This is a genomic window from Mesorhizobium sp. ZC-5, from assembly GCF_025753855.1.
Lineage (GTDB): Bacteria > Pseudomonadota > Alphaproteobacteria > Rhizobiales > Rhizobiaceae > Neomesorhizobium.
Genome location: NZ_JAOWPT010000008.1, coordinates 211,495 through 233,588, shown reverse-complemented (window position 1 = coordinate 233,588; position 22,094 = coordinate 211,495). Strand labels below are relative to the sequence as shown.

The 22,094-nt window shown below is 64.1% G+C and carries 20 protein-coding genes; 14 read left to right on the top strand and 6 right to left on the bottom strand.

Features of this window, described 5'->3' with window-relative positions; all coding sequences use genetic code 11:
• Nucleotides 1-227: 227 nt before the first annotated feature.
• Nucleotides 228-1,088, bottom strand: a complete 861-nt coding sequence (locus OHD58_RS20960) for a MurR/RpiR family transcriptional regulator (protein WP_263805363.1) — start codon at nt 1,086-1,088, stop codon at nt 228-230.
• A gap of 213 nt (nt 1,089-1,301) precedes the next feature.
• Between OHD58_RS20960 and OHD58_RS20955 the strand changes: the two genes are divergently transcribed.
• The 7 genes from OHD58_RS20955 to OHD58_RS20925 all read left to right on the top strand — a co-directional run bounded on the left by OHD58_RS20955 (nt 1,302) and on the right by OHD58_RS20925 (nt 7,437).
• Nucleotides 1,302-1,478 (top strand): hypothetical protein, encoded by a 177-nt coding sequence (locus tag OHD58_RS20955; RefSeq protein WP_263805362.1) that lies wholly within the window; start codon nt 1,302-1,304, stop codon nt 1,476-1,478.
• A 121-nt stretch (nt 1,479-1,599) separates the two neighbouring features.
• Entirely contained in the window at nt 1,600-2,622 is a 1,023-nt protein-coding gene (locus OHD58_RS20950; protein ID WP_263805361.1) for an FHA domain-containing protein, read from the top strand.
• Nucleotides 2,619-3,059, top strand: a complete 441-nt coding sequence (locus OHD58_RS20945) for a hypothetical protein (protein ID WP_263805360.1) — start codon at nt 2,619-2,621, stop codon at nt 3,057-3,059. The genes OHD58_RS20950 and OHD58_RS20945 overlap by 4 nt, the downstream gene beginning before the upstream one ends.
• A gap of 17 nt (nt 3,060-3,076) precedes the next feature.
• Nucleotides 3,077-3,388: a hypothetical protein gene (locus tag OHD58_RS20940; protein ID WP_263805359.1), complete on the top strand. Its 312-nt coding sequence runs from the start codon at nt 3,077-3,079 to the stop codon at nt 3,386-3,388.
• Nucleotides 3,389-3,390: 2 nt separating this feature from the next.
• A complete protein-coding gene (gene sctV, locus OHD58_RS20935; RefSeq protein ID WP_263805358.1) occupies nt 3,391-5,547 on the top strand; it encodes a type III secretion system export apparatus subunit SctV in 2,157 nt (718 codons plus the stop codon).
• A gap of 53 nt (nt 5,548-5,600) precedes the next feature.
• On the top strand, nt 5,601-6,962 hold the full coding sequence (locus OHD58_RS20930) for a type II and III secretion system protein family protein (RefSeq protein WP_263805357.1): 1,362 nt from the start codon (nt 5,601-5,603) through the stop codon (nt 6,960-6,962).
• 13 nt (nt 6,963-6,975) lie between these two features.
• Nucleotides 6,976-7,437 carry a hypothetical protein gene (locus OHD58_RS20925; protein ID WP_263805356.1) on the top strand — a complete coding sequence of 154 codons (462 nt, stop codon included), beginning with the start codon at nt 6,976-6,978 and terminating at the stop codon, nt 7,435-7,437.
• 57 nt (nt 7,438-7,494) lie between these two features.
• Here the strand turns inward: OHD58_RS20925 and OHD58_RS20920 are convergent, their stop codons facing one another.
• The gene (locus OHD58_RS20920) at nt 7,495-8,304 is read right to left on the bottom strand and encodes a tetratricopeptide repeat protein (protein WP_263805355.1); all 810 of its coding nucleotides are present in this window, start codon (nt 8,302-8,304) and stop codon (nt 7,495-7,497) included.
• A gap of 83 nt (nt 8,305-8,387) precedes the next feature.
• Here OHD58_RS20920 and OHD58_RS20915 point away from each other — a divergent pair, with 83 nt between their 5' ends.
• Both OHD58_RS20915 and OHD58_RS20910 read left to right on the top strand, forming a co-directional pair.
• On the top strand, nt 8,388-9,428 hold the full coding sequence (locus OHD58_RS20915) for an EscU/YscU/HrcU family type III secretion system export apparatus switch protein (protein WP_263805354.1): 1,041 nt from the start codon (nt 8,388-8,390) through the stop codon (nt 9,426-9,428).
• A 73-nt stretch (nt 9,429-9,501) separates the two neighbouring features.
• Nucleotides 9,502-10,077, top strand: a complete 576-nt coding sequence (locus OHD58_RS20910; RefSeq protein WP_263805353.1) for a DUF1349 domain-containing protein — start codon at nt 9,502-9,504, stop codon at nt 10,075-10,077.
• Nucleotides 10,078-10,095: 18 nt separating this feature from the next.
• Here OHD58_RS20910 and OHD58_RS20905 read toward each other — a convergent pair whose 3' ends face one another.
• A complete protein-coding gene (locus OHD58_RS20905) occupies nt 10,096-11,127 on the bottom strand; it encodes a LacI family DNA-binding transcriptional regulator (protein ID WP_263805376.1) in 1,032 nt (343 codons plus the stop codon).
• 226 nt (nt 11,128-11,353) lie between these two features.
• Between OHD58_RS20905 and OHD58_RS20900 the strand changes: the two genes are divergently transcribed.
• The 5 genes from OHD58_RS20900 to OHD58_RS20880 all read left to right on the top strand — a co-directional run bounded on the left by OHD58_RS20900 (nt 11,354) and on the right by OHD58_RS20880 (nt 18,436).
• Complete coding sequence (locus tag OHD58_RS20900) at nt 11,354-12,943, top strand: sugar ABC transporter ATP-binding protein (RefSeq protein WP_263805352.1); 1,590 nt, start codon at nt 11,354-11,356, stop codon at nt 12,941-12,943.
• Nucleotides 12,940-14,262 carry an ABC transporter permease gene (locus OHD58_RS20895; protein ID WP_263805351.1) on the top strand — a complete coding sequence of 441 codons (1,323 nt, stop codon included), beginning with the start codon at nt 12,940-12,942 and terminating at the stop codon, nt 14,260-14,262. The genes OHD58_RS20900 and OHD58_RS20895 overlap by 4 nt, the downstream gene beginning before the upstream one ends.
• The gene (locus tag OHD58_RS20890; protein ID WP_263805350.1) at nt 14,249-15,217 is read left to right on the top strand and encodes a substrate-binding domain-containing protein; all 969 of its coding nucleotides are present in this window, start codon (nt 14,249-14,251) and stop codon (nt 15,215-15,217) included. The genes OHD58_RS20895 and OHD58_RS20890 overlap by 14 nt, the downstream gene beginning before the upstream one ends.
• A gap of 111 nt (nt 15,218-15,328) precedes the next feature.
• Entirely contained in the window at nt 15,329-16,843 is a 1,515-nt protein-coding gene (locus OHD58_RS20885; RefSeq protein WP_263805347.1) for a hypothetical protein, read from the top strand.
• 9 nt (nt 16,844-16,852) lie between these two features.
• Nucleotides 16,853-18,436: an FGGY-family carbohydrate kinase gene (locus OHD58_RS20880; protein ID WP_263805346.1), complete on the top strand. Its 1,584-nt coding sequence runs from the start codon at nt 16,853-16,855 to the stop codon at nt 18,434-18,436.
• A 22-nt stretch (nt 18,437-18,458) separates the two neighbouring features.
• Here the strand turns inward: OHD58_RS20880 and OHD58_RS20875 are convergent, their stop codons facing one another.
• Genes OHD58_RS20875 through hutU form a run of 3 tightly spaced genes read right to left on the bottom strand, consistent with a single transcriptional unit; the run spans nt 18,459 to nt 22,087 of the window.
• Nucleotides 18,459-19,037: a HutD family protein gene (locus tag OHD58_RS20875; protein ID WP_263805345.1), complete on the bottom strand. Its 579-nt coding sequence runs from the start codon at nt 19,035-19,037 to the stop codon at nt 18,459-18,461.
• A gap of 4 nt (nt 19,038-19,041) precedes the next feature.
• The gene (locus OHD58_RS20870) at nt 19,042-20,367 is read right to left on the bottom strand and encodes a YjiH family protein (RefSeq protein ID WP_263805344.1); all 1,326 of its coding nucleotides are present in this window, start codon (nt 20,365-20,367) and stop codon (nt 19,042-19,044) included.
• Nucleotides 20,368-20,398: 31 nt separating this feature from the next.
• Entirely contained in the window at nt 20,399-22,087 is a 1,689-nt protein-coding gene (gene hutU, locus OHD58_RS20865) for a urocanate hydratase (protein ID WP_263805342.1), read from the bottom strand.
• Between the last annotated feature and the right edge of the window lie 7 nt (nt 22,088-22,094).

Genomic DNA, 22,094 nt, shown 5'->3' with positions numbered 1-22,094 from the left:
ACTCGCCCATCTTGTTGGCGAGCCGGATCTCATTGCGCAATTTCGTGGCTTCGGCCTGCAGCCGCGTGATCTGCTCGGCATTCGCCTTGGGATCGACCTTGGGAGGCGGCGGGGGCTTGAGAGTGGTAATCGGGCGGATCATCAAAACCTCCGGAGCCGGTCCAGTCCTGCTTCAGGCAGTTTGCTGCCGTCAACGCCCCCGCGCCCGACAGTGAAGCCCCGGCCGTTTACCGGGGCGGCTTCCAATAAACATCAAGGGCGGCGAGTTCTTCCTCGACCTCCCTCGCCTTGCCTTCGGCGTTCGCGCCGGATTTGGCGGCGATCAGCGCAGCCAGTATTTCGGTTGCGGCGAGAGCCGGCGCCATGCTCCTGAAATATGACTGCGAGCCCGTGGTGACGATGATGCTTTCGCGCGCCATCCTGGCCAGCGGCGACACGCTGCTGTCCGTGATGGCCACGATCGCTACCCGGCGTTCCGCCGCCTGGCGCGCCACTTCGATCGTCGCCCGGGAGTAAGGCGCCAGACTTATCGCCAGCACTGCATCGCCGTCGCCGGCACCGCGCAAGGCATCGATACCCATGGCGCCGGAAGCATCCAGGAGTCTCACCTCGCGGCCCAGGAAAGAAAGCGTGTGCGCGAAATGCTGCGCGACAGCCTGTTCCGACCGCAGGCCGAGGCTGAATAACGTGCGTGAGCCCGCGAGAACATCCGCCGCGGCGATAAACTGGGTGGCGTTGCTGTACTCGCCGAGGCTGGCGATTTGGGCGGCAAGCATGTCGGCAACGACGCCCACCGTCGAGAAGCCGCCGTCGCCGGCAGGCTGCGTCTCCAGGAAGCGCGCGGACGTGCCGGACAGACTGCCCGGCTGGCGCATCGCCTTGGCGTAGAGACTGCGCATGTCCTCATAGCCATCGAGGCCGAGCCATCGCGCGAGGCGCATCATCGTGCTGTGCGAAACTCCCGCCTGATGCGCCTGCTCACGCATCGACATCAGAGCGACATCCTGTGGATGATCGAGCACAAACCGGGCAGCTACCCTGAGCTGCGGCGGCATCGTCTCATACCGTTCGACCAGTAGTTCCGCCAACGGACCTTTTTCCATGTCAATCTTACCCCATTCACCCCCCTTCAACCTACTCCCGACTTCCTCAGAATGCAACAGTTGGAACTTTGGCTGGAACCGCATTCCAAATGGACTTCCATTTTGAATCGCGCTACCTTAAGCTGCACTGGCGAACAACTTCGGTGCTGCAAGCTTCCGTGGATGTTCGCGAATACAACCGCATCTGAGGAGAGATCGATGGCTGGTCCCGTACCCCCGACAACCGGAGGAAGCCCAGAGCAGAATCTGGACAAGATGATCAAACACCAGGAGCGCATGTTCTCCCTGGAGATCAAGAAAGAGATCGCGAAGTCCGAGCACGACATGATGATGAGCACTGCAAGGACGCTCGGCCAATCCGCCGAGAAGGCTTAACGGCCGCGATCCCAAAATCTGCGCGCCGCCGAACAGATGCACCGGCGGCGCAACATTTCGGCAGTGGTCGGTTCAGCTCTGATTCGGGCTGGGAGCCGTTGCCTTCTGGAGGTGGAGTTGCATGTCCGCAGGATCGATCAACAGATTGTTGGACACGGCGCTCATGCGTCCGTTCCGGCTGAGTGCTCCTGATATCCTCGGCAAGACGGCTGGGCGCGAGGTCGCATTGCAGGTCACGCGCGGGCTGCATGCCGGCGCCACTCTGGACCTGGCCGAGCCGCTTTATACGGTCGGCTCGAGCACCGAATCCGACATCGTCCTGAGAGATACCGGCATCGCGCCCATCCATGCGCGCCTGCGCCGCAAAGGCGGGCAGGTCGAGGTTGAAGCGGTCGGCGGCGACATCGTTCTGGCGAATGGCGACATCGTGCCGAAAGGCCATGGCCGCCGCTGCGAGCTGCCGCTGGAGGTTGTTTTCGGCGAAGCTCAGGTCCTTTTGACCGGTCCCGAACAATCGCTGCCCAGCCGGAATACCCCCAGCCGGCCGATTCTGGTGGCGGCCGGACTGGTCGCGGTCGCCTTCGCCATATCCATTGCGGCCAATGGCTTGTCGCTGGCCGGTTCCGATCCATCCGCGCAACAAGGCGCCGGGGATGCGAAGCTGACCAAGCTCGCCTTCGCCGACGGAGTTCAGCAATATTCGCTTCTCGATGCCACGCAGGAGGCCGGTCTCGCGCAAGGCCCGGTGAGCATCGCCAACGCCGGGGCGCAGCTCAAACTTCGCCTCGCCGAGGCAGGAATCGGCACGCTTGGCGTGGAAGAAAGCCATGGCAGGCTGACCGTCTCCGGGACGATCGCAGAACAGCAGAATGAAGCCTGGACCGGAATCCAGTCGTGGTTCGACCAGACCTATGGCGGCCATGTTCCGCTCGTCTCCGACGTCGTGGCCGGAGGTGTCGCGCAGGCGCCGCGGCTGCCGCTGCAGGCGATCTGGTACGGCCAGCGGCCATACATCATCACGAGCGACGGCGCGCGCTACTATGAGGGCGCCTTCGTGAGCGATGGCTGGGCGATCAAAGAGATCGGCGAAAAGCAACTTCTGTTGACGAAAGGCGGCTCGACGGTCGCTCTGAACTACCCATGAACCGTCGTCTGGAGGGGCCGGGACTCGACGCGGGAAGACTGGACACATCGGGGCGCGAAGCGCAGCAGGCTGACGGCGCGCGCGGCCAGACGATCAACAGGCGGCGGCTGAACAATGTCGAGAAGGCGGCCGCGCGCACACGGGAAGCGAACGGGGCTGCGCGCTCCGAGCGCCCCGAAACCACCGATTTTCAACCACCGTCGGGCAGTACCGGAAAATCTCTCGACGATGCGCTCATCGACTTCATCATGCCGCGTATCCCGGACCCCGCGATTCTGCGCCGATCCGCCTCCATCCTCCAGCATTGCGTTACCGATCTTGTTCCGGAGCTTGAGGGCGGCGAGCAGCTCAAAAACCTCGCCAGGACGCTGATGCAGGACGAGATAGAGCGCCATCGGGAACTGCTCGGCCGGTTGCAGGGAGGTATCGAGACCTGACCGATGCGCACGACACGGTGCAGCTGCTCCATGTACTCGGCTATCTCTACGGGTGTCATGGGCAGGTGAAGCGCGGTGCCGCGTATCTGCTTATCGCCGCGCAACTTGCTCCCGGCAACGCCGGCGTCCTGCGAACACTCGCCCATGTCCTGACGCTCGACGGCGAGGCGGACAAGGCACTCGCAACCATCGCACGACTGGAGACCCTGGACGGAATGGACCATCCAACGCTTGCACTTCTGAAGAGCCGGGCGCTGCTGGCTGCGGGCCGCACGGCGGAAGCGCGGCACGCATTCCGCGACTTCCTCGTGCAACGGGATGACGGCTGACCATGATCGACCGGCTGACACAGCTGCTTGCGAAACTCTCGAACCGCGGCGACCTGGTCATCGCTATCCTGATGCTGACGGCGGTGGTGATGATGCTCATCCCGCTGCCGACTTTCCTCGTCGACATCCTCATCACCGCAAACATCGCGATCAGCGTGCTCATCCTGCTGGTGTCGTTCTACGTCACGCACCCACTGGAATTTTCGTCGCTGCCGTCGGTCATTCTCGTCGCCACGCTATTCCGGCTGGCAATCACCATCACCACGACACGATTGATCCTGTTGCAGGCGGACGCCGGCGAAGTCGTCACCGCATTCGGCACATTCGTGGTGGGTGGCAGCATCGCCGTCGGCATGGTCGTCTTCCTGATCATCACCATCGCGCAGTTCATCGTGGTGGCGAAAGGCGCCGAGCGCGTCGCCGAAGTGGCTGCGCGCTTCACGCTGGACGCCTTGCCCGGCAAGCAGATGAGCATCGACGCGGAGCTGCGCAACGGCGACATCGACCAGGCCGAAGCGCGCCGCCTGCGCCATCAGCTCGAGCGCGAAAGCCAGCTGTTCGGCGCGATGGACGGCGCCATGAAATTCGTCAAGGGCGACGTCATCGCCGGCATCGTCATCATTCTCGTCAACCTGATCGGCGGATTTGCGATCGGCACGCTGCAGCACGGCATGTCGCTGGGCGAGGCCGCTGCGACCTACTCCCTGCTCACCGTCGGCGACGGGCTGGTTGCGCAGATCCCTGCCCTTCTCGTGGCCGTCGCCTCGGGCACGATGGTGACGCGGGTGGCAAGTGCCGATGGCGACGGCGACCTCGGCCGGCAGATCACCGGGCAGCTTCTGCGCGATTCACGCGCCCTGGGTCTCGCCGCGGTAATCATGATCGGCCTCGGCATGGTGCCGGGTTTCCCCACTGTCGTGTTTCTGGTTCTCGGAGCAGCTTTCGGCGCGGGTGCCTACGCAATCCACCGGCGCACGGCGGCTGCCGACAAAAGCGAGGCGACAGGGCTTGTCGAGATCCCGGAACAGCGCGCCGTTTCGCCGGCGACCTCGGTCGGAGAAGTCGACGCCTCGCAATCCTCGTCCCGGATCGTCGTCCGGCTCGGACCCGAACTCGGGCAGGCGATTCCCGAACCTGAATTCAGCCAGCAGGCAACGCGTATCCGGCGCGAACTGTTCGGGGACCTCGGCGTCGATGTGCCGGCGATCGGCCTGCATGTCGACCCGGCGCTGGCACCCCGGCATCTGCGCATAGATCTTGAGGGTGCGCCCATCCTGGACGCGGAAATTCCAGCCGACCGCGTGCTGGTCGAGGAGGACGGAACACATCTCGATCTGCTCGGTGTCGCCCATGAAGACGGTCCGCCGGTTGCCGGGCACAAGACCAGGACGATATGGGCCGAAGCACGCCACAGCGGCGCCTTGCAGGAGGCGGGCGTCAGCTTTTTCACACCCGTCGAAACCTCGGCCAAGTGGCTCGCCCACGCGCTCAGGCTTTATGCCGGCCACTTCGTCGGTATCCAGGAAACACGCCGGCTTCTGTCGGACATCGAGCCGGACTATGCCGACCTCGTCAAGGAAGCGCAGGAAACCGTTCCGCTGCAGAAGATCGCCGAGGTGCTTCGTCGGCTGGTCGCCGAAAACGTGCCTATCCGCAACCTGCGGCTTGTGCTGGAAGCGCTCATCGAATGGGGCCAGCGCGAGCAGGATGTAGTGCTTCTCACCGAATACGTACGCACCGCCCTGAAGCGCCAGATCAGCTTTCGCGCGGCCGACCGCAACAACATCATCGCCGCCTATGTTCTGCAACGGTCGGCTGAAGAGATATTGAGAGCCGCGGTCCAGGAAACCTCCTCGGGCTCGTTCGTGAACCTGTCCGACGACGAGGCACAGTCACTGGTGGCGCAGATCCAGAAGGCTCTGTCGGAAACCTCGGCGGGCGTCCTGCCGGTAGTGCTGGCCGCGATGGATGTGCGCCGGCACATGCGCAGTCTGCTGGTGCACAGCGGCATCGAGTTGCCGGTGCTTTCCTATCAGGAGCTCGCTCCCGAATTCAACGTGCAGCCGCTGGCGACGATCGCTGCCCGGCAGGGGGCGCGGCCGGCTTCGCGATCGCTGCCCACGGGACGGGCGGCAACAGGACAAGAGGCCGCTTCTTGACGCCGTCAAGCGGCTAGGTGGGGAAGACATAAAATGGGCGAGAGAGGGACAGTATGACAATCCACGATATCGCAACAAGCGTTCGACCGGCCGCCGGCGGAGGGCGGCTGATCCATCGCTCGTGGGCTATCGCGGCGTTTTTGTTTTTTGTAGCGCTTTTCGGCATGATCGCAGGCTTGCGGGCACAGGAAGTGTCGCCCCTGCCAAGCAGGCCCACGATCGAACTGCCGGTCGGTCAGGGCCGTATCCTGCGGTTCAACGAGCCGGTCGAGTCGGTTCTCGTGGCGGATACCACGATCGCCGATATCCAGGTGGTGTCGCCGGACATCGTCTATGTCTTCGGCCTGAAACCCGGCATCACGAACCTGATTGCCATCACCACCGACCAAAGGATCGAGGCGACGGCGCAATTCAGTGTTACGCCGGACGCCGCCCCCGCGAACCAGGCCAAGCGTTCGTTGCAGCCGACGACGTCAACCGATCTGTCGATCTTCGGAAACCGCATCGTGGCGACCGGTGACGCGCAGAGCGTCGAGGAAGCGGTCGATGTCGACAATGTCGCGCGGACCTATTCACCGCCGGAACAGCCGCCGATCAACAACACGACGGTGCAGGGATCGCAGCAGGTCAACATCCGCGTGCGCTTCGCAGAGGTGTCGCGGACCGAGCTGCAGTCGTACGGAGTGGACTGGGCGGCGAGCTACGAATCGAGCGGCTTCGAGTTCAGCATGTTCGGCGACAACGGTGTCCCCTCTCCGGGGGAAGGGAATCTGGGAATCGGCGGCGGCGGCAACGGGCTCAATTTCGAAGTCGTCATCGAGGCGCTGCAGCGCAACGGCATCGTCAAGATCCTGGCGGAACCCAACCTGACCGCGGTGACCGGCCAGACCGCGAGTTTCCTCGCTGGCGGCGAAATCCCGGTTCCGATTCCGCAGAGCCAGGATACCACGACGGTGGAATACAAGCCGTTCGGCGTTTCCCTCACCTTCACGCCGACCCTGATCGGACGCAATCGCATCGGCCTCCACGTCAGGCCCGAGGTCAGCTCCATAGCGCAGAGCGGGGCCACCGTCAGCGCCAACGGTTTCAACCTGCCGAGCTTCGTCGTCCGCAAGGCCGATACCATTGTCGAAGTGGGCAGCGGGCAGACCTTCGCGATCGCCGGTCTGTTCCAGCAGAATTTCACCCGGAACCTCGAGAAATTCCCCGTGCTGGGGGACGTTCCAGTGCTCGGAGCGCTGTTCCAGTCGCAGCGTTTCCAGAAGGAGGAGACCGAGCTGGTCATCCTGATCACCCCCTATCTGGTCGAACCGGTGCGGGACAGCCTCGCGGCGCCCACCGACCGTCCCGCCGGCAAGCGCGCCACCCGGAAACATTCGAAGGACCCATCGGCGATGGGCCTGATCATCAAGTAGCGGAGGACGACAAATGACCTTTCCCATTGTTTTCCGTGCTGCGCTCGCCCTTCCGCTCGCCATGCTTGTCGGCTGTGCGAACAACGAAAAGCCGGAGCCCCAGGACTATTCGCCGGGCTACAGCTATGTCGCCACCAATTCATCCGGCTCCGAAAAGAGTGTCGGCGGTAGCGTTCTGGCGCCCAACGCCTGCCTTGCGGAACCGGCCGACGACGATCTTTCGGCGGCCTCGACCGGTCTCACGATCGTCTCCGGAGTGGGCACCCATCTGCCGCCCGGTTGCGCCAATGCCTACAACCTCCAGCGCATGGCCGAGAGCCAGCGCGATCTGGTTGAAGGACGGCAAATGGGGCCGGCCGCCGGGGCTCCGACTGCAAGGGCGGCGCGGCGCTACCTCTACGGCGATGAAGCGCCGATAGGCGGCGCCAACGAGGGTGCGGACGACACGTCGACGACGCAACCTGCAACCAACTGACGGATGTTCCCGCTGCCCGGCTGCCTGGTTCGTCGCGGCGACTTTCCCGGTCGGAAGTCAGCCGACGATCGAACCGAGCGCCTTCGCCTTTGCCTGCGTGCTGCCCTTGGCGCGGATCGATTTGGCACGGGCCAGCAGCGTGTTGATCTCCTTGGTCGACAGGCCTGTCGGCGGCGATGCCTTGATGTGATCGGCCTGGCCAAGCAGGCCGTAGACGACCACGACGTTGCGCTTGTGGTGCAGTTGCGCGCCGGGAGCTGCCTCGACTTTCTGGACGAGCGGAATGGCGGCGGCGGCATTGCCCCCCAGGGCGGCGGCCAGCGCCATGTTGGTCTGGATGTCGAGATCGCCCGGCTCCAGTCTGAGTGCCTGGCCGAAAGTGACCTGCGCTTGGTCGACCTGGCCGGCAAAGGTCTGCGCGACGCCCAGCCGGTTGTAGGCGCGGCTCGTGTTGACGATCGGCGCCGCCTGCGACAATGCGCGGATACCTGCCTCGACGTCGCCGGTTTCGATCATCGCGGAACCCAGGCCGAGCATGGCAGAGCCGTCGTTCGGAGCCTTGGACAACGCCGCCCGGTAGGCCTGGACCGCCTCGGTGGAATAGCCGGCGCGCATGTAAGCCTCGCCGGCTTTCACGAATGCCGTCGGCTTCGCATCCGGCATTGCCGTTGCCTTCTGGTAGAGCGCGATCGCGGTCTCCGATTCGCCACGGGCTTCGATGTCGGCCGCAAGCTTCATCAGCCTGTCCGACTGCGTCGACGCCGCCTGCGTTTCCGCGGCCTTGGCGTCGGCCTTGGATTTCGCCGTCTGGCAGCCGGAAAGCGCCAGAACTGCAACCGCAGGCAAGAACAAGATACGCAGCCGCATATCCACCTCTCCGTATTCAAGCCCGCCGCATCATACACATGGCGGCGCTCACTGGAACCACAAGCTTGCGCTAAGATACAGAAATGACGCAGGAAGCCGAAGAAAAACAGTTACCCGCTTCCGACAAGAAGCTGCGCGATTCGCGACGCAAAGGACAGGTCTCGCAAAGCCGCGACCTGATTGCCGGTTTCACGCTTTTTGCGGCACTTGCCTACCTGTATTTCATCTGGCCGACCGTCTCGGAACACCTTTCCCAGCTGATGCAGACGGTTACGGCTTCAGGCGCCTCGTTCGACGAAATCAGCATGCGTGCAATTCGTCATACCGTCTCTCTGATGTTTCTGGTCACAGCCCCTCTGGTTGGCATCGTTGTCGTCTTCACGGTGCTCTTCGGCTTCGTTGCGAGTTACGGACCGGTCTTTTCCTTCGAGCCGATCAAGCCGCAGTTCGATCACATAAATCCCGCCAAGGGGCTCATGAAAATCATCTCGCTGCGAAACGTCGTCGAGTTCGCCAAGGGGGTGGCGAAGGTGGTTTTCCTGGCCGGCCTGTTCGTCGTCATCCTTCTGGCTTGGATGCAGCCGCTTTTCGACGCGCCCGGCTGCGGCGAAACCTGCATCGCGCCGATGATCAAGGCGGTGCTGACGCCGCTGGGCATCGCGGCCGTGCTGGGTTTCATTCTGATCGGACTGATCGACGTTCCGCTGCAGCGCTGGCTGTTTCTGCGCGACATGCGCATGACCAAGACCGAATACAGGCGCGAATTCAAGGATCTCGAAGGCGACCCGTTGATCCAGCAGGAATTTCAGCGCCAGCGCCGCGAAGCGGTGACGCGGCCGATCCGGCTCGGCGTGAAGAACGCCGTCCTCGTTTTCGCCGCGGGAGACCGCATGGTCGCGTTGCGCTACGTCCGCGACGATACCCCCGTGCCGGTGATCGTCGGCAAGGGCCAGGGCCATGTCGCCGACACGATGCTCGCCGAAGCGCGGCGGCTCGGCATTCCGGTGGTCGAGGATGCCGAACTGGTCGAATCACTCTTCGAACATGCCGGCGTTGGCTCCTATGTCGGCTCGGAGTTGTTCACGCCGGTCGTGCGCCACCTCGTGCGGCTCGGTCTCACCTGACGCAATCCCGCCCATGCCCGCCCGCCGGGTTATGTGTTATCCAACCGGCGAGCATGATCCGGGAGCCGCAATGATGTCCGACGAATTCCACTGGTTGAAACCGCCCGCGGACTGGAGCGGCGATGCCGGCAGACTGGAATTGCGGACCGACGCAAAGACCGACTTCTGGCGCGAGACGTTCTACGGGTTCGTCCGCGACAACGGCCATGCCTATCTGCGCGGCGTATCGGGCGATTTCACCGCGACCGCAACGATCCTTGGCGATTACGAGCAGCTCTACGACCAGGCCGGGCTGATGCTTCGGATCGACGAAAGCCACTGGATCAAGACCGGCATTGAATATACCGACGGGCTGATGCATTTCAGCGTGGTGGTCACGCGCGGCGTCTCCGACTGGTCGGTCATTCCGCTCCCCGACGCGAAGCCGAGCGACGAGGTTTTCGTCCGGCTCACCCGCCACGGCGATGCCGTCCGCGTCCAGTTTTGTGTCGGCAATGCGCACTGGCAGATGGCCCGGCTCTGCCCGTTTCCCGATAAAGACGCGGCAATCGGGGTCATGGCCTGCTCGCCGGAACGGTCCGGCTTTCATGCCGTATTCAAGAACATCACCGTCGGGCCGCCGATCGCCCGCAAGCTGCACGAGGATTGAGGGAGCGGAACCTTGGGCCTACAGGGCGCCATGCTCTCGCGCACCCTGCACCAGCGACGCATGCGGCCGGCAGGAATTGCGCACCATCAGCCGGCCTTGCAGCACCAGCCGCCGCGGGCCGTTCTCGGTCTTGCCGGCCAACCGGTCGAGTACCAGTTGCGCGGCCTGTTCGCCGATCGCCCGCACCGGCTGGGCGACGGTCGTCAGTTGCGGCCGGAACACATCCGCCCAGGGAAAATCGTCGAAGCAGGCGACGGAAATGTCTTCCGGGCACGAAAGCCCGATGTCGCGGATCGCCTTCATCACGCCGATAACCATCAGGTTGTTGGCCGAGAATATCGCGGTCGGCCGGTCAGGCTGCGTCAGCAGTTGCATCGCTGCCTTGTAGGCATCGGCCTCGCGGAAATTGCCGAGCCTGACCAGTTCGTCGTCGAACGCGATGCCGGCCGAATCGAGCGCCTCGTGGTACCCGGCAAGCCGGTCCCGTCCTGTCGAGGTGTCGAGCGAACCCGAGATATAGCCGATGCGGCGATGTCCGAGATGCAGCATGTAGGTGGTTGCATCGAACACGGCGCGCTGGTTGTCGAGCACCACCGCATCGGTATCGACGCCGTCGCAGATGCGATCGATGAGCACGACGGGGACATTGGTGCCCTCCAGGATGCGCTTGAGATTGGCGTCGTCGCCGGCCGGCGCGATGATCAGCCCGTCGACCATGCGGTCGAGTAGCAGTTGGATCTGGTCGTCCTGCGTTTCGATATCCTCGTCGTTGCAGCACAGCATGACGGCATAGCCGGCGCGATGCAGCACCTCCTGGATGACGGAAACGACATCGGTGAAGAACGGATTGGTGATATCGGCGACGGTCAGTCCGATGGTGCGCGTCTTGCCGAGCTTGAGGCTGCGCGCGATCGCATTGCGCTTGTAGCCGATATCCTTGATCGCGGCTTCTATCCTGGCGGTGAGCGCGGGGCTGACGACCGCGGTGCCGTTGACGACAGCCGAAACCGTCGCCACCGAAACGCGCGCCGCCTCGGCGACGTGGAGCATTGTCGGAGCTGTCGATTTGCGCGGCCGCGTGCGCTTGCTTTTGGTCATTTCTTCAAAACGTTTTGATCGAGCCCTCGGCCAGTAATTGCGTATTTCGTTGCTCCACGCAACAATTGCGCCCGGATTTTTCACAAAGCGCCGATGTCGCCCTTGACTCGTTCGAAACGTTTAGATTAGCTTTTCAAGATCGAGAATTGACGAGGTCGGAAGGGAGGCCGCCATTGTCATGAGTGATCGCGACGCCGCGTCCGACCGCCGTTCCACGCCCGTGCCGGATCGTTCCCAGCCCGTCCTGACGGCGGTTTCCGTCTCCAAACGGTTTGGCGGCGTCGTTGCCCTTCGCGATGTCGGCTTCGATCTGAAGCCCGGCGAGATCCATGCCCTGATGGGCGAGAACGGCGCCGGCAAATCGACGCTGATGAAAATTCTTTCCGGCGTCTATACCACCTATGAAGGCGCCATCGCCGTGGATGGCGAACCGGTCCGCTTCACCAGCGTCCGCGACGCGGAGGCCGCGGGGATCGCCATCATCCACCAGGAACTCAACCTGGTCCCCGAACTCAGCGTTGCCGGCAATATCTTTCTTGGCCGCGAGCCGCTGATCGCCGGGCTGATCGTCGATCGCAAGGCGAGTACGAAGGCGGCACGCATCTTGCTCGACAGGCTGGGCATCGACCTCGACCCGGAAGCGCGGATCAGTTCGCTGCGGGTCGGCGAGCAGCAACTCGTCGAGATCGCCAAGGCGCTCTCCATGGAAGCGCGCATCCTGATCATGGACGAACCGACCTCGGCCCTGTCCCCAGCCGAGTGCCAGCGCCTGTTCAAGGTCATCCGCCAACTCGCCGCCGATGGCGTCGCCATCGTCTACATTTCGCACCGCATCGACGAAGTCATGCAGCTCGGCGACCGCGTTACCGTCTTCCGTGACGGCCGGCACGTGCTCACCAGACCGATGCGCGAACTCAGCGAAGACGCCATCATCGCCGCCATGGTCGGCCGGAGCCTCTTGGAAGCAGGCTCCGGTGACGAACGGGTTCCCGGCGAAACCGTACTGTCGGTTCATGGACTGTCACTTTCGGCTCCATATCGACAGGGCTGGCGGCAAGTGCTCGGAGGCGTCGATTTCGAACTGCGGGTCGGCGAGATCCTCGGCATCGGCGGCCTGCTCGGCTCGGGCCGTACCGAAATTCTGGAGACCATCTTCGGCTCCAGCGAAGGCCGCGCCGGCGGCGACATCAGGCTGGGCGGACAGCCGGTCGAGATCCGTTCGCCGCGCGATGCACGCCGCCACGGCATTGCCCTGGTGACCGAGGATCGCAAGACGCAAGGCCTGCACCTGGCTGCGTCGATCACCGACAACGTCGCGCTGCCGCTGGTCGGGCGCTTGGCGCGTTTCGGGCTTCGCTCCTTCGCCGGAGAGGCAGGGTTGGCCCGCCAGGCTGTCAAGTCGCTCGGCGTTCGCTGCGACAGCATCGAGCAGGTAGCCGGCACACTGTCGGGCGGCAACCAGCAGAAGGTCGTCATCGGCAAATGGCTGGCCACCGCACCGCGTATCCTGCTTCTCGACGAACCCACGCGCGGCATCGATGTCGGCGCGAAGCGCGAGATCTACGACCTTGTCTTCAAGCTGGCGCGCGACGGCCTTGCCATCGTCGTGGTCAGCTCCGAACTGCCGGAGCTTCTGCTGTTGTCGGATCGCATCCTCGTCATGTCGGAGGGCCGCCAGACCGGCATGCTCACCAGGGCCGAAGCGACCGAGGAACGCATCATGCAGCTTGCCGCACCCCGCAACAGTCGCGGAAAGGCCGCCGCATGAGCGCATTGAAACTTGTCTCCCGCACCAAGCTCTACTGGGGCCTGCTCGCCATCTTCCTGATCGGCGTGCTCTCCTCTCCGGTCAGTTCGTCCGGCAAGAACATCTTCCTGTCCTACGGCAACCTGCTCGACGTGCTGCGGCAGGTGTCGACCACCGGACTGATCGCGACGGGAATGACCGCGGTCATCATCACCGCGGGCATCGACCTGTCGGTCGGCTCGCTGATGGCGATCTGCTCGGTGGTCTGCGCCATGCTCTTGACAATGCCCGGCTACACGCCGGCGGCAATCATGGGCGTGCCGGCGGTCGGGCTGGTGGCGCTGCTCATCGGCGTCATGCTCACCCGGTTCGTCCTCCTCAACCTTGAAAAATCCCGCCAGGGCGACGTGAGGCGGGACATCCAGCTCGATCCGATCCGCGGCATCGTCGCGCCGGCCATCGTCGGCGTGCTTTTGTGTGCACTGGCGCTGTGGTTCCTGCTGCCGCAGATCCAGACCAAGTTCGGCGTGCTCGGGGTCCTCATCGTCGCGCCCTGTGTCGGCCTCGTCTTCGGCTCGATCAACGGCTTCATCATCGTCGCCGGCAGGCTGCAGCCTTTCATCGTGACGCTGGCGATGATGGTGACGGCGCTTGGCGTGGCCCGGCTCACCGCCGGCCAGAACAACGCGGTGCTGCCGGTCTACACCGGCTCCAACGCTGTCGCCGAATTCGACATTTTGCGTTCGCTGGTGTTCGGCATCATACCGATGCCCGGCCTGTTCTTCATCGCGGCGATCGTCATCTATGGCGCGGTGCTGCGCTTCACCCCGTTCGGCCGTTATGTCTACGCCATCGGCGGCAACGAGGAAGCCGCGCGCCTGTCCGGCATCGACGCCGGACGCGTCAAGATCGTCACCTACGCGATTTCCGGCCTGCTCGCCGGTGTCGCCGCCGTGCTTTACGTGGCGCAATACCGTCAGGGCAAGCCGGACGCCGGCGCCGGGCTGGAACTCGACGCCATCGCCGCCGTCGTCATCGGCGGCACCAGCCTGATGGGCGGGCGCGGCAGCCTCGCCGGCACCTTCTGCGGCGTGCTCATCTTCGGGCTGCTGTCCAACATCCTGCAGCTCCACAACATCAACTCGAACCTTCAGTTGGTGCTGAAAGGCCTGATCATCATCGGCACCGTGCTTGTCCAGGAGCGCAATGCCGCCGACCTGTTTGCCTATTTGCGCCTGCCCTTCTGGCGGCAGGCGCATCAGAAAACGTCCGCCGAAGAGCGAACGTCGGAAGAGACCCAGTCTCGAAACCTTGGAGGAAACGCAAATGAAACGCCGTGAATTCACGAGGCTCGCCGCCATTACGGCCGCACTCGTCGCATCGACCATGCTTCTGCAGGGCGGGAGCGCCTTCGCCCAGGACAAGAAATTCAAGATCGGCTTCAGCCAGGTGACCACGATCGAGCCGTGGCGCGCGCAGTTCAACAAGGACATCATCGCCGAGGCCGCCAAGCATCCGAACGTCGAGCTGATCGTCACCGACGGCGAGGACAAGACGGAGAAGCAGGTCGCCGACGTCGAGAACCTGATCCGCCAGGAAGTCGACGCGCTGCTCGTCTCGCCGAAGGAGTCGGCCGGCCTTACCGGCGTCGTCCAGCAGGCCATCGACGCCAAGATTCCGGTCTTCGTGCTCGACCGCAACGTCGAGACCGACCAGTACACGCAGTTCGTTGGCGGCGACAACAAGCTGATCGGCCGCGCGGCCGGCGAATACGCAGTCGAGCTGCTTGGCGGCGCCGGCAAGGCCACCGGCAATGTCGTCGAGATCTGGGGCGGCATGGGCACGCAGCCCGCGCATGACCGCCATGACGGCTTCCACGAATTCACCGACAAGGAGCCGGGCATCAAGAACCTGCTCGACCAGCAGTCGGGCGACTGGAAGCAGGACCAGGCCTACAACCTGATGGCCACGGCGCTCCGCAACAACGAGAAGATCGATCTCGTCTACGGCCATAACGACCCGATGGCCTACGGCGCCTACCTTGCCGCCAAGGACGTCGGCCGCGAGAAGGACATCAAGTTCATCGGCATCGACGCGCTGCCGCCGGAGGGCGTGACCTGGGTCAACAACGGCGAACTGACGGCTACCTTCCTCTATGCCACGCCGGGCGCGGAAGGCTTGCGGCAAGCGATCAAGTTCCTCAACGGCGAGAAGGTCGAGAAGACCATCACGCTCGACACCATGAAGGTGACCAAGGAAAACGCTGCCCAGATCATGAAGGACAACGGGCTCTGACACTCAGGACGCCGGGCGGCTCTCCTTGCCGCCCGGCCTTTCCCATATCGAAGCCGGCGGGCTGCCCGATGGGCGGCAAGCCGTGATGCACGACAGACGGAAGGTGCGGACATGAGCGAAACGATCAATATTTTCTGGCCGGGCGACTATCGCGACATGCCCAACAAGACCGCGCTCCCCGGCGTGCGGGAAGCCACCGCCCAGCTCGAAAAAAGCCTGACCCGGCTCGGCCGCAAATATCGCCGCGTCGAAGGTTTCATGACCAAGCCGCATGAGGCGATCGAGAAGCTTGGCCAGCTCGACGGGCCGATCATCGGCCTCTACACGCATTGGGTCTACGGGCCGCATACGGTCGATGGCGTCATCGGCCACGACAACCCGCTCCTGATGGTCAGCAACTTTTCCGGCAAATGGCCGGGTCTTGTCGGGCTCCTGAACACCGGCGCCTGCCTCGCCGCGGAAGGCCGCAAGACCAGCCGCCTGTGGACCGAGGCCACCGACTGGAGCGCCGACGCGAAATTTCTCGAAGGCCTCGAGCAATGGTGCGCCAAGGGCGTCATCGCCTATGACGAGGCAAGCATCCGCCCTGCCCCGAAAGTCTCGGCCGCGGCTGCGAAGATCGCCGAGGGCGTGCACGCCGAAATGAAACGCCGCCGGCCGATCGCGCTGATGCTGGGCGACACTTCCATGGGCATGACTAACGGCTGCTTCGGCGCCCGACTGCTGCACAAGCTCGGCTTTGCCGAGCACAAGGTCGACCAGGCCTGGATCATCGACTACGGCAAGCGTGTCTCCGACAAGCGCCTCGACGACGCATTGGCCTTCGTCAACGCCAAGGGCATCGAGTTCCATTATGGCGGCGCCGGCGCCGAGGATTTCGATGCCAACGGCACCCGCGAGCAGCTGCGCGACTATCTCGCGGTGCTCGACATCGTCGACGAGTTCAAGGCCGACTGCGTCGGCTGGCAATACCAGCTCGGCCTGATCAAGCTCCGGCCGCCATCCGATTTCGCCGAAGGCCTGCTCAACTCAACTTGCCGCCCAGAAACCAACGGCGACACCATCGTCGATTCGACCGAGGCTGACCAGGGCAATCTCCTGCCCATGGAGATGATGAAGCGGCTGCTGAAAGCCAAGGGCCTGCACCAGAGCGTCGCCTTCCACGACGTGCGCTGGGGCGGCGAGCACGACGGCCGCTTCCTCTGGCTGCTGCTCAATTCGGGCTCGGCTGGCGCCTATGCCTTCTCGCTCGACCCGGACACGCTGAAGGGAGTGCATTCCTGGCGTCAGCCGCAGCAATATTTCCCGGTGCCCGGCGGCACCTTCACCGGCGCCAGCCTGGCCGGCGGGATGACCTGGTCGCGGGCCTGGCTCGACAATGGCGAACCGGTGATGGACATCGGCAAGGGCAAGGTGGTCGAACTGCCGAAGGACAAGCTCGCCGAATGGTGGAATGGCACCACGCCCGAATGGCCGATCATGATCGCCGACCTCGGCATCGGCCGCGATACGCTGATGGCGCACTACATGAGCAACCATGTCGCGGTTTCTTATGGGGACATCCTTGAAGAAATGGCGGCATTGAGCAAACTCTGCGGCTATCGTGTCCGTTACCTCGCAGATTGAAAGCAGTGCATGACCGAACTTGTCGTCGCCGTCGATGTTGGAACCGGAAGCGCGCGTGCCGGCGTGCTTGACCGCGGCGGCCGGTTGCTCGCGCGTGCCGAACAGCCGATCGCCATCAACCGCCCTCGCCACGATCACGCCGAGCACGATTCGGAAGAAATCTGGCGCGCCGTCTGCACGTCGGTCCGGGCGGCCTTGGCAAAAGCCTCGGCGGCGCCGGAGGACGTGAGCGGCATCTCGTTCGACGCCACCTGCTCGCTGGTGGTGCGCGGCAAGGATGGCGGCCGGGTCAGCGTCTCGACATCCGGAGAGCAGCGCTGGGACACCATCGTCTGGCTCGACCATCGCGCCGTGGCGGAAGCCGAGGAATGCACCGCGACCGGCCACAAGGTGCTCGATTTCATCGGCGGGGTGATGTCGCCGGAAATGGAAACGCCGAAGCTGATGTGGCTGAAGCGCAACCTGCCGCAAAGCTGGGACAGGGCTGGATATTTCTTTGACCTCGCCGATTTCCTGACCTGGAAAGCGTCCGGCTCGCTCGAACGCTCGCAATGCACGCTCACCTGCAAATGGACCTATCTCGCCCACGAGAAGGAAAGCTGGCAGCGCGATTTTTTCGAAACGGTCGGCATTCCGGACATGCTGTCTCGCGGCAATCTTCCGGAGAAAGCCTCGCCGATCGGTCAAAGCGTTAGCCGGCTTGGCAACGAGGCGGCGAGCCAGCTCGGCCTCACCACAGACTGCCATGTCGGCATCGGCCTGATCGACGCCCACGCCGGCGCGCTCGGCGTCATCGGCGCTTTCGCCTCCGCCGGCCAGGACATCGAACGGCATCTCGGTCTCATCGGCGGCACCTCGACCTGCACCATGGCGCTATCGCGCGGACCCCGCCCCGTGCCCGGCGTCTGGGGTCCCTATTTCGGCGCGGTGCTGCCTGAACTCTGGCTGAACGAAGGCGGCCAGTCGGCAACCGGCGCGCTGCTCGACCATATCATCCGCTGGCATGGCGCAGGCGGCGAGCCCAATGCGGCAGAACATAAAAAGATCGTCGAGCGCATCCAGGCGCTGCGCGGGGAAGAAGGCGACCGCTTCGCCGAAAGGCTTTATGTCCTGCCGGACTTCAACGGCAACCGTTCGCCGCTCGCCGATCCGCGCGCCACAGGCGTCATCAGCGGCCTCACGCTCGACGCCTCATTCGACAGCCTGTGCCAGCTCTACTGGCGCACCTGCGTCGGCATTGCGCTCGGCGTCCGCCACATCCTCGACGCCCAGGCAAAGCAGGGCTATGCGATCGACACGCTGCACGTGACCGGCGGGCACACCAAGAACCCGCTGCTGATGGAACTCTATGCCGACGCAACCGGCTGCACCGTCATCGAACCTGCGGCGGAGGATGCCGTGCTGCTCGGCACCGGCATGGTCGCGGCCACGGCCGCCGGGCTCTATCCCGATCTGCCGGCAGCCTGCGCCGGCATGCAGCAGGGTGGCAAGGCCCGCCAGCCGGATACAGCCAGGCGCGCCGCCTACGATCGCGACTACCGGATCTTCCTGCAGATGCACGAGGACCGCAAGGCGCTCGACGACATCCGCTAGCAGATCATCGGACGCCGGGCAGTTAGCCGGCTTCGTATATCTCGATCAGAAACAGCGATGCGTTACGCCCAGCCCTCGCCGACACGCTCTCTGAGCCTTCCAGAACCAGGCAATCGAGTTCGCCGAGCCTGCCAGCTTCAGTTCCCACGGCGATGTCGACCGCACCGCGATGGCAAAGCAGCATCGTGACTTTCGCATCGGAAGGGATTTCCGTTTTCTCCAAAGCCTCGACCCGCCGCACGGCATGCTTGAAACGGCCGCGCCGCGTCATCACGTTCAGGTCCGTGACGGGTCCACCCAGCAAAACTGAATCGGTCGGCTGGTCGGCTGGAAAAGCGAAAGGATCGCCCTCACCGCGAAGTTCGACCGCCGGCTGACCGGCAATCGCCAGCCGCAGCCCCTCGCCCTCGAGAATGCTCAGCGTGCGGTCGATGCCCGAAAAAGCCGAAAACGGCCCGTCGCGTTCCACCCGTGCCATCGAGACCCGCCAGCCGAAATCATCGAGGCCGGCATTTTCCGGCCAGACGGCGATCTCGGTGGTCTCGCCGCCGCCGTTCTTCCACGGCATGCGGCGATAGTCGGCGGCACGCAGGATGCGCATCGTGCTAGCCCAGCCAGCCCATCGACACCGCCAGCCACGCGATGGGCGCGGTGATCAGTATGCTGAGCGCAGTGCGGGCGTACCAGATGACCAGCAGATCGCGGAAGCGGAACGGGATCGATGTTGCGAGTACACACGGAATCGATGCCGACAGGAACAGCACCTGGCTGACCGAGACGACGGCGGCGGTGAACTTCAGTGCGACATCGGCTTCCGTCAGCAGGATCGCCGGCAGGAACATCTCGGCGAGGCCGGCTGCCATCGACTTCGCCGCCAGCATCGGGTCGTCAAACTGGGCAATCCAGGTAAACGGATAGAGCGTCAGGCCGAGCCAGTCGAAGATCGGCGTATATTTCGCAGTGAGCAGCCCGAGAAGACCTACCGCCATGATCGAGGGGAGAATCATCGCGGCCATGCGCAGCCCGTCCATGAAGTTCTCCCGCAGTGTTTCAGGCAAACTCTTCGCCGCGGCGGCTTGCTCGACGCCGGCATCGATCGCGGCCTGGAAACGGTTGCGGCCCGTGGGCAGCGGTTGGTCGCGGTCACCAGGATGCTCCATTCCGGCCAGCGGCCAAAGGCGTGCGGTGATCGCGGAGACGATGAAGGTGACGACCAGCGTCGTCCAGAAGTAGAGATTCCAAGAGCCCATCAGACCGAGCGTCCTGGCGACGATCACCATGAAGGTCGCGGAAACGGTCGAAAAGCCGGTGGCGATGATGGCCGCCTCGCGCACCGTGTATTTGCCTTCGCGAAACACCCGGTCGGTAATCAGCAGCGCCAGTGAATAGCTGCCGACGAACGATGCGACCGCGTCGATGGCCGACCAGCCGGGCGTGCGCCAGATCGGCCGCATCACCGGCTGCACGAGCACGCCGGTGAATTCGAGCAGGCCGTAGCCGATGAGGAAGCCCAGCGCCAGCGCGCCGACCGGAACGATCAGCCCGACCGACAGGACGAGTTTGTCGAACAGGAACGGCAGCATGTCGGGTGCAAACAGCGCAGCCGGGCCGACGTTAAACAGATACATCGCCGTCAGCACCACGCCGAGAACGCGCAGCAGCGAAAAAATCATCTGTGTCGTGTTCGTCCGCCATGTTCCCTGCACGAACGGCGCAAATGCGCCGTAAAGGATTAGCATGCAAACGAAAACTACCGCCGCGGGCCGCGCATAGGTCGAAAGCGCGGTCGCCGCATGGTCGAGCGGGATCGTCGACTTGCCGGCGATCGTCACCGGCACAAAGAAGACGAAGATGCCGATCAGGCTGTAGGCGACCAGCTTGAACAGCGAGGCGCCGCGCGAACCGCGCGTGCCATAAGAAACGTCAGTCATTTTTCCTCCAAAACTTTTCGGCGGTGACAGATCAGCCGAGAATGCCCGGCAGGTTCAGCCCGTGTTCCTTCGCGCAATCGATGGCAATGTCGTAGCCGGCATCGGCATGGCGCATCACGCCTGTCGCGGGGTCATTCCACAGCACCCGCTCCAGCCGGCGCGCCGAGTCCGCCGTGCCGTCGGCGACGATCACCATGCCGGAATGCTGCGAGAATCCCATGCCGACGCCGCCGCCATGGTGCAGCGATACCCAGGTCGCGCCGGACGCGGTGTTGAGCAGCGCGTTGAGCAGCGGCCAGTCGGAGACCGCGTCCGACCCGTCCTGCATCGCTTCCGTCTCGCGGTTCGGCGAGGCGACCGAGCCGGAATCGAGATGGTCGCGACCGATGACCACCGGTGCCTTCAGTTCGCCGCTTGCCACCATTTCGTTGAAGGCGAGGCCGGCCTTGTGGCGGTCGCCGAGCCCGATCCAGCAGATGCGCGCCGGCAGGCCCTGGAAGGCGATGCGCTCGGCCGCCATGTCCAGCCAGCGGTGAAGGTGTTCGTTCTCCGGGAACAGCTCCTTCATCTTGGCGTCGGTCTTGCGGATATCCTCCGGATCGCCCGAAAGCGCGGCCCAGCGGAACGGACCGATGCCGCGACAGAAAAGCGGTCGGATGTAGGCCGGCACGAAGCCCGGGAAGGCGAAGGCATTTTCCAGCCCCTCTTCCTTGGCCACCTGGCGGATGTTGTTGCCGTAGTCGAGTGTCGGCACGTCGGCGTTCCAGAAGTCGACCATGGCGGCGACGTGCGTCTTCATCGACGCACGGGCGGCCTTTTCGACGGATTTCGGATCACGCTCACGCTTCTCGCGCCATTCCGCGACGGTCCAGCCGACTGGCAGGTAGCCGTTGATCGGGTCATGCGCGGAGGTCTGGTCGGTGACGATGTCGGGGCGCGGGCCGCCGGCCTTCATACGCTTCACCAGTTCGGGGAAGATGTCCGCGGCATTGCCGAGCAGGCCGACAGACTTCGCTTCTCCGGCCTTCGTCCAGCGGTCGATCTTCTCCAGCGCCTCGTCGAGGCTCAAGGCCTTCTCGTCGAGATAGCGGGTGCGGATGCGGAAATCGATGCGGGTCTCGTCGCACTCGACCGCGAGGCAGCAGGCGCCGGCGAAAACCGCGGCCAAAGGCTGCGCACCGCCCATGCCGCCGAGCCCGCCGGTCAGGATCCAGCGACCCCTGAGGTTGCCGTCGTAATGCTGGCGACCCGCCTCGGCGAAGGTTTCGTAGGTGCCCTGCACGATGCCCTGCGTGCCGATATAGATCCACGAGCCCGCCGTCATCTGGCCGTACATGGCAAGACCCTTGCGGTCGAGTTCGTTGAAATGTTCCCAGGTTGCCCAATGCGGAACCAGGTTGGAATTCGCGATGAGCACGCGCGGCGCGTCGGCGTGGGTACGGAAGACACCGACCGGCTTGCCCGACTGGACGAGCAGTGTCTGGTCTTCGTCGAGGTCGCGAAGTGCAGCGACGATGCGGTCGAAGTCGTTCCACGTGCGGGCCGCGCGGCCGATGCCGCCATAGACGACCAGCTCTTGCGGGTTCTCGGCCACGTCGGGATCGAGATTGTTCATCAGCATGCGGAGCGGCGCCTCGGTCAGCCAGCTCTTGGCGGAAAGTTCGGTGCCGGTTGCTGCGCGGATCGTGCGCGCATTGTCGATGCGGGTGTGCGTGGTCATGATAACC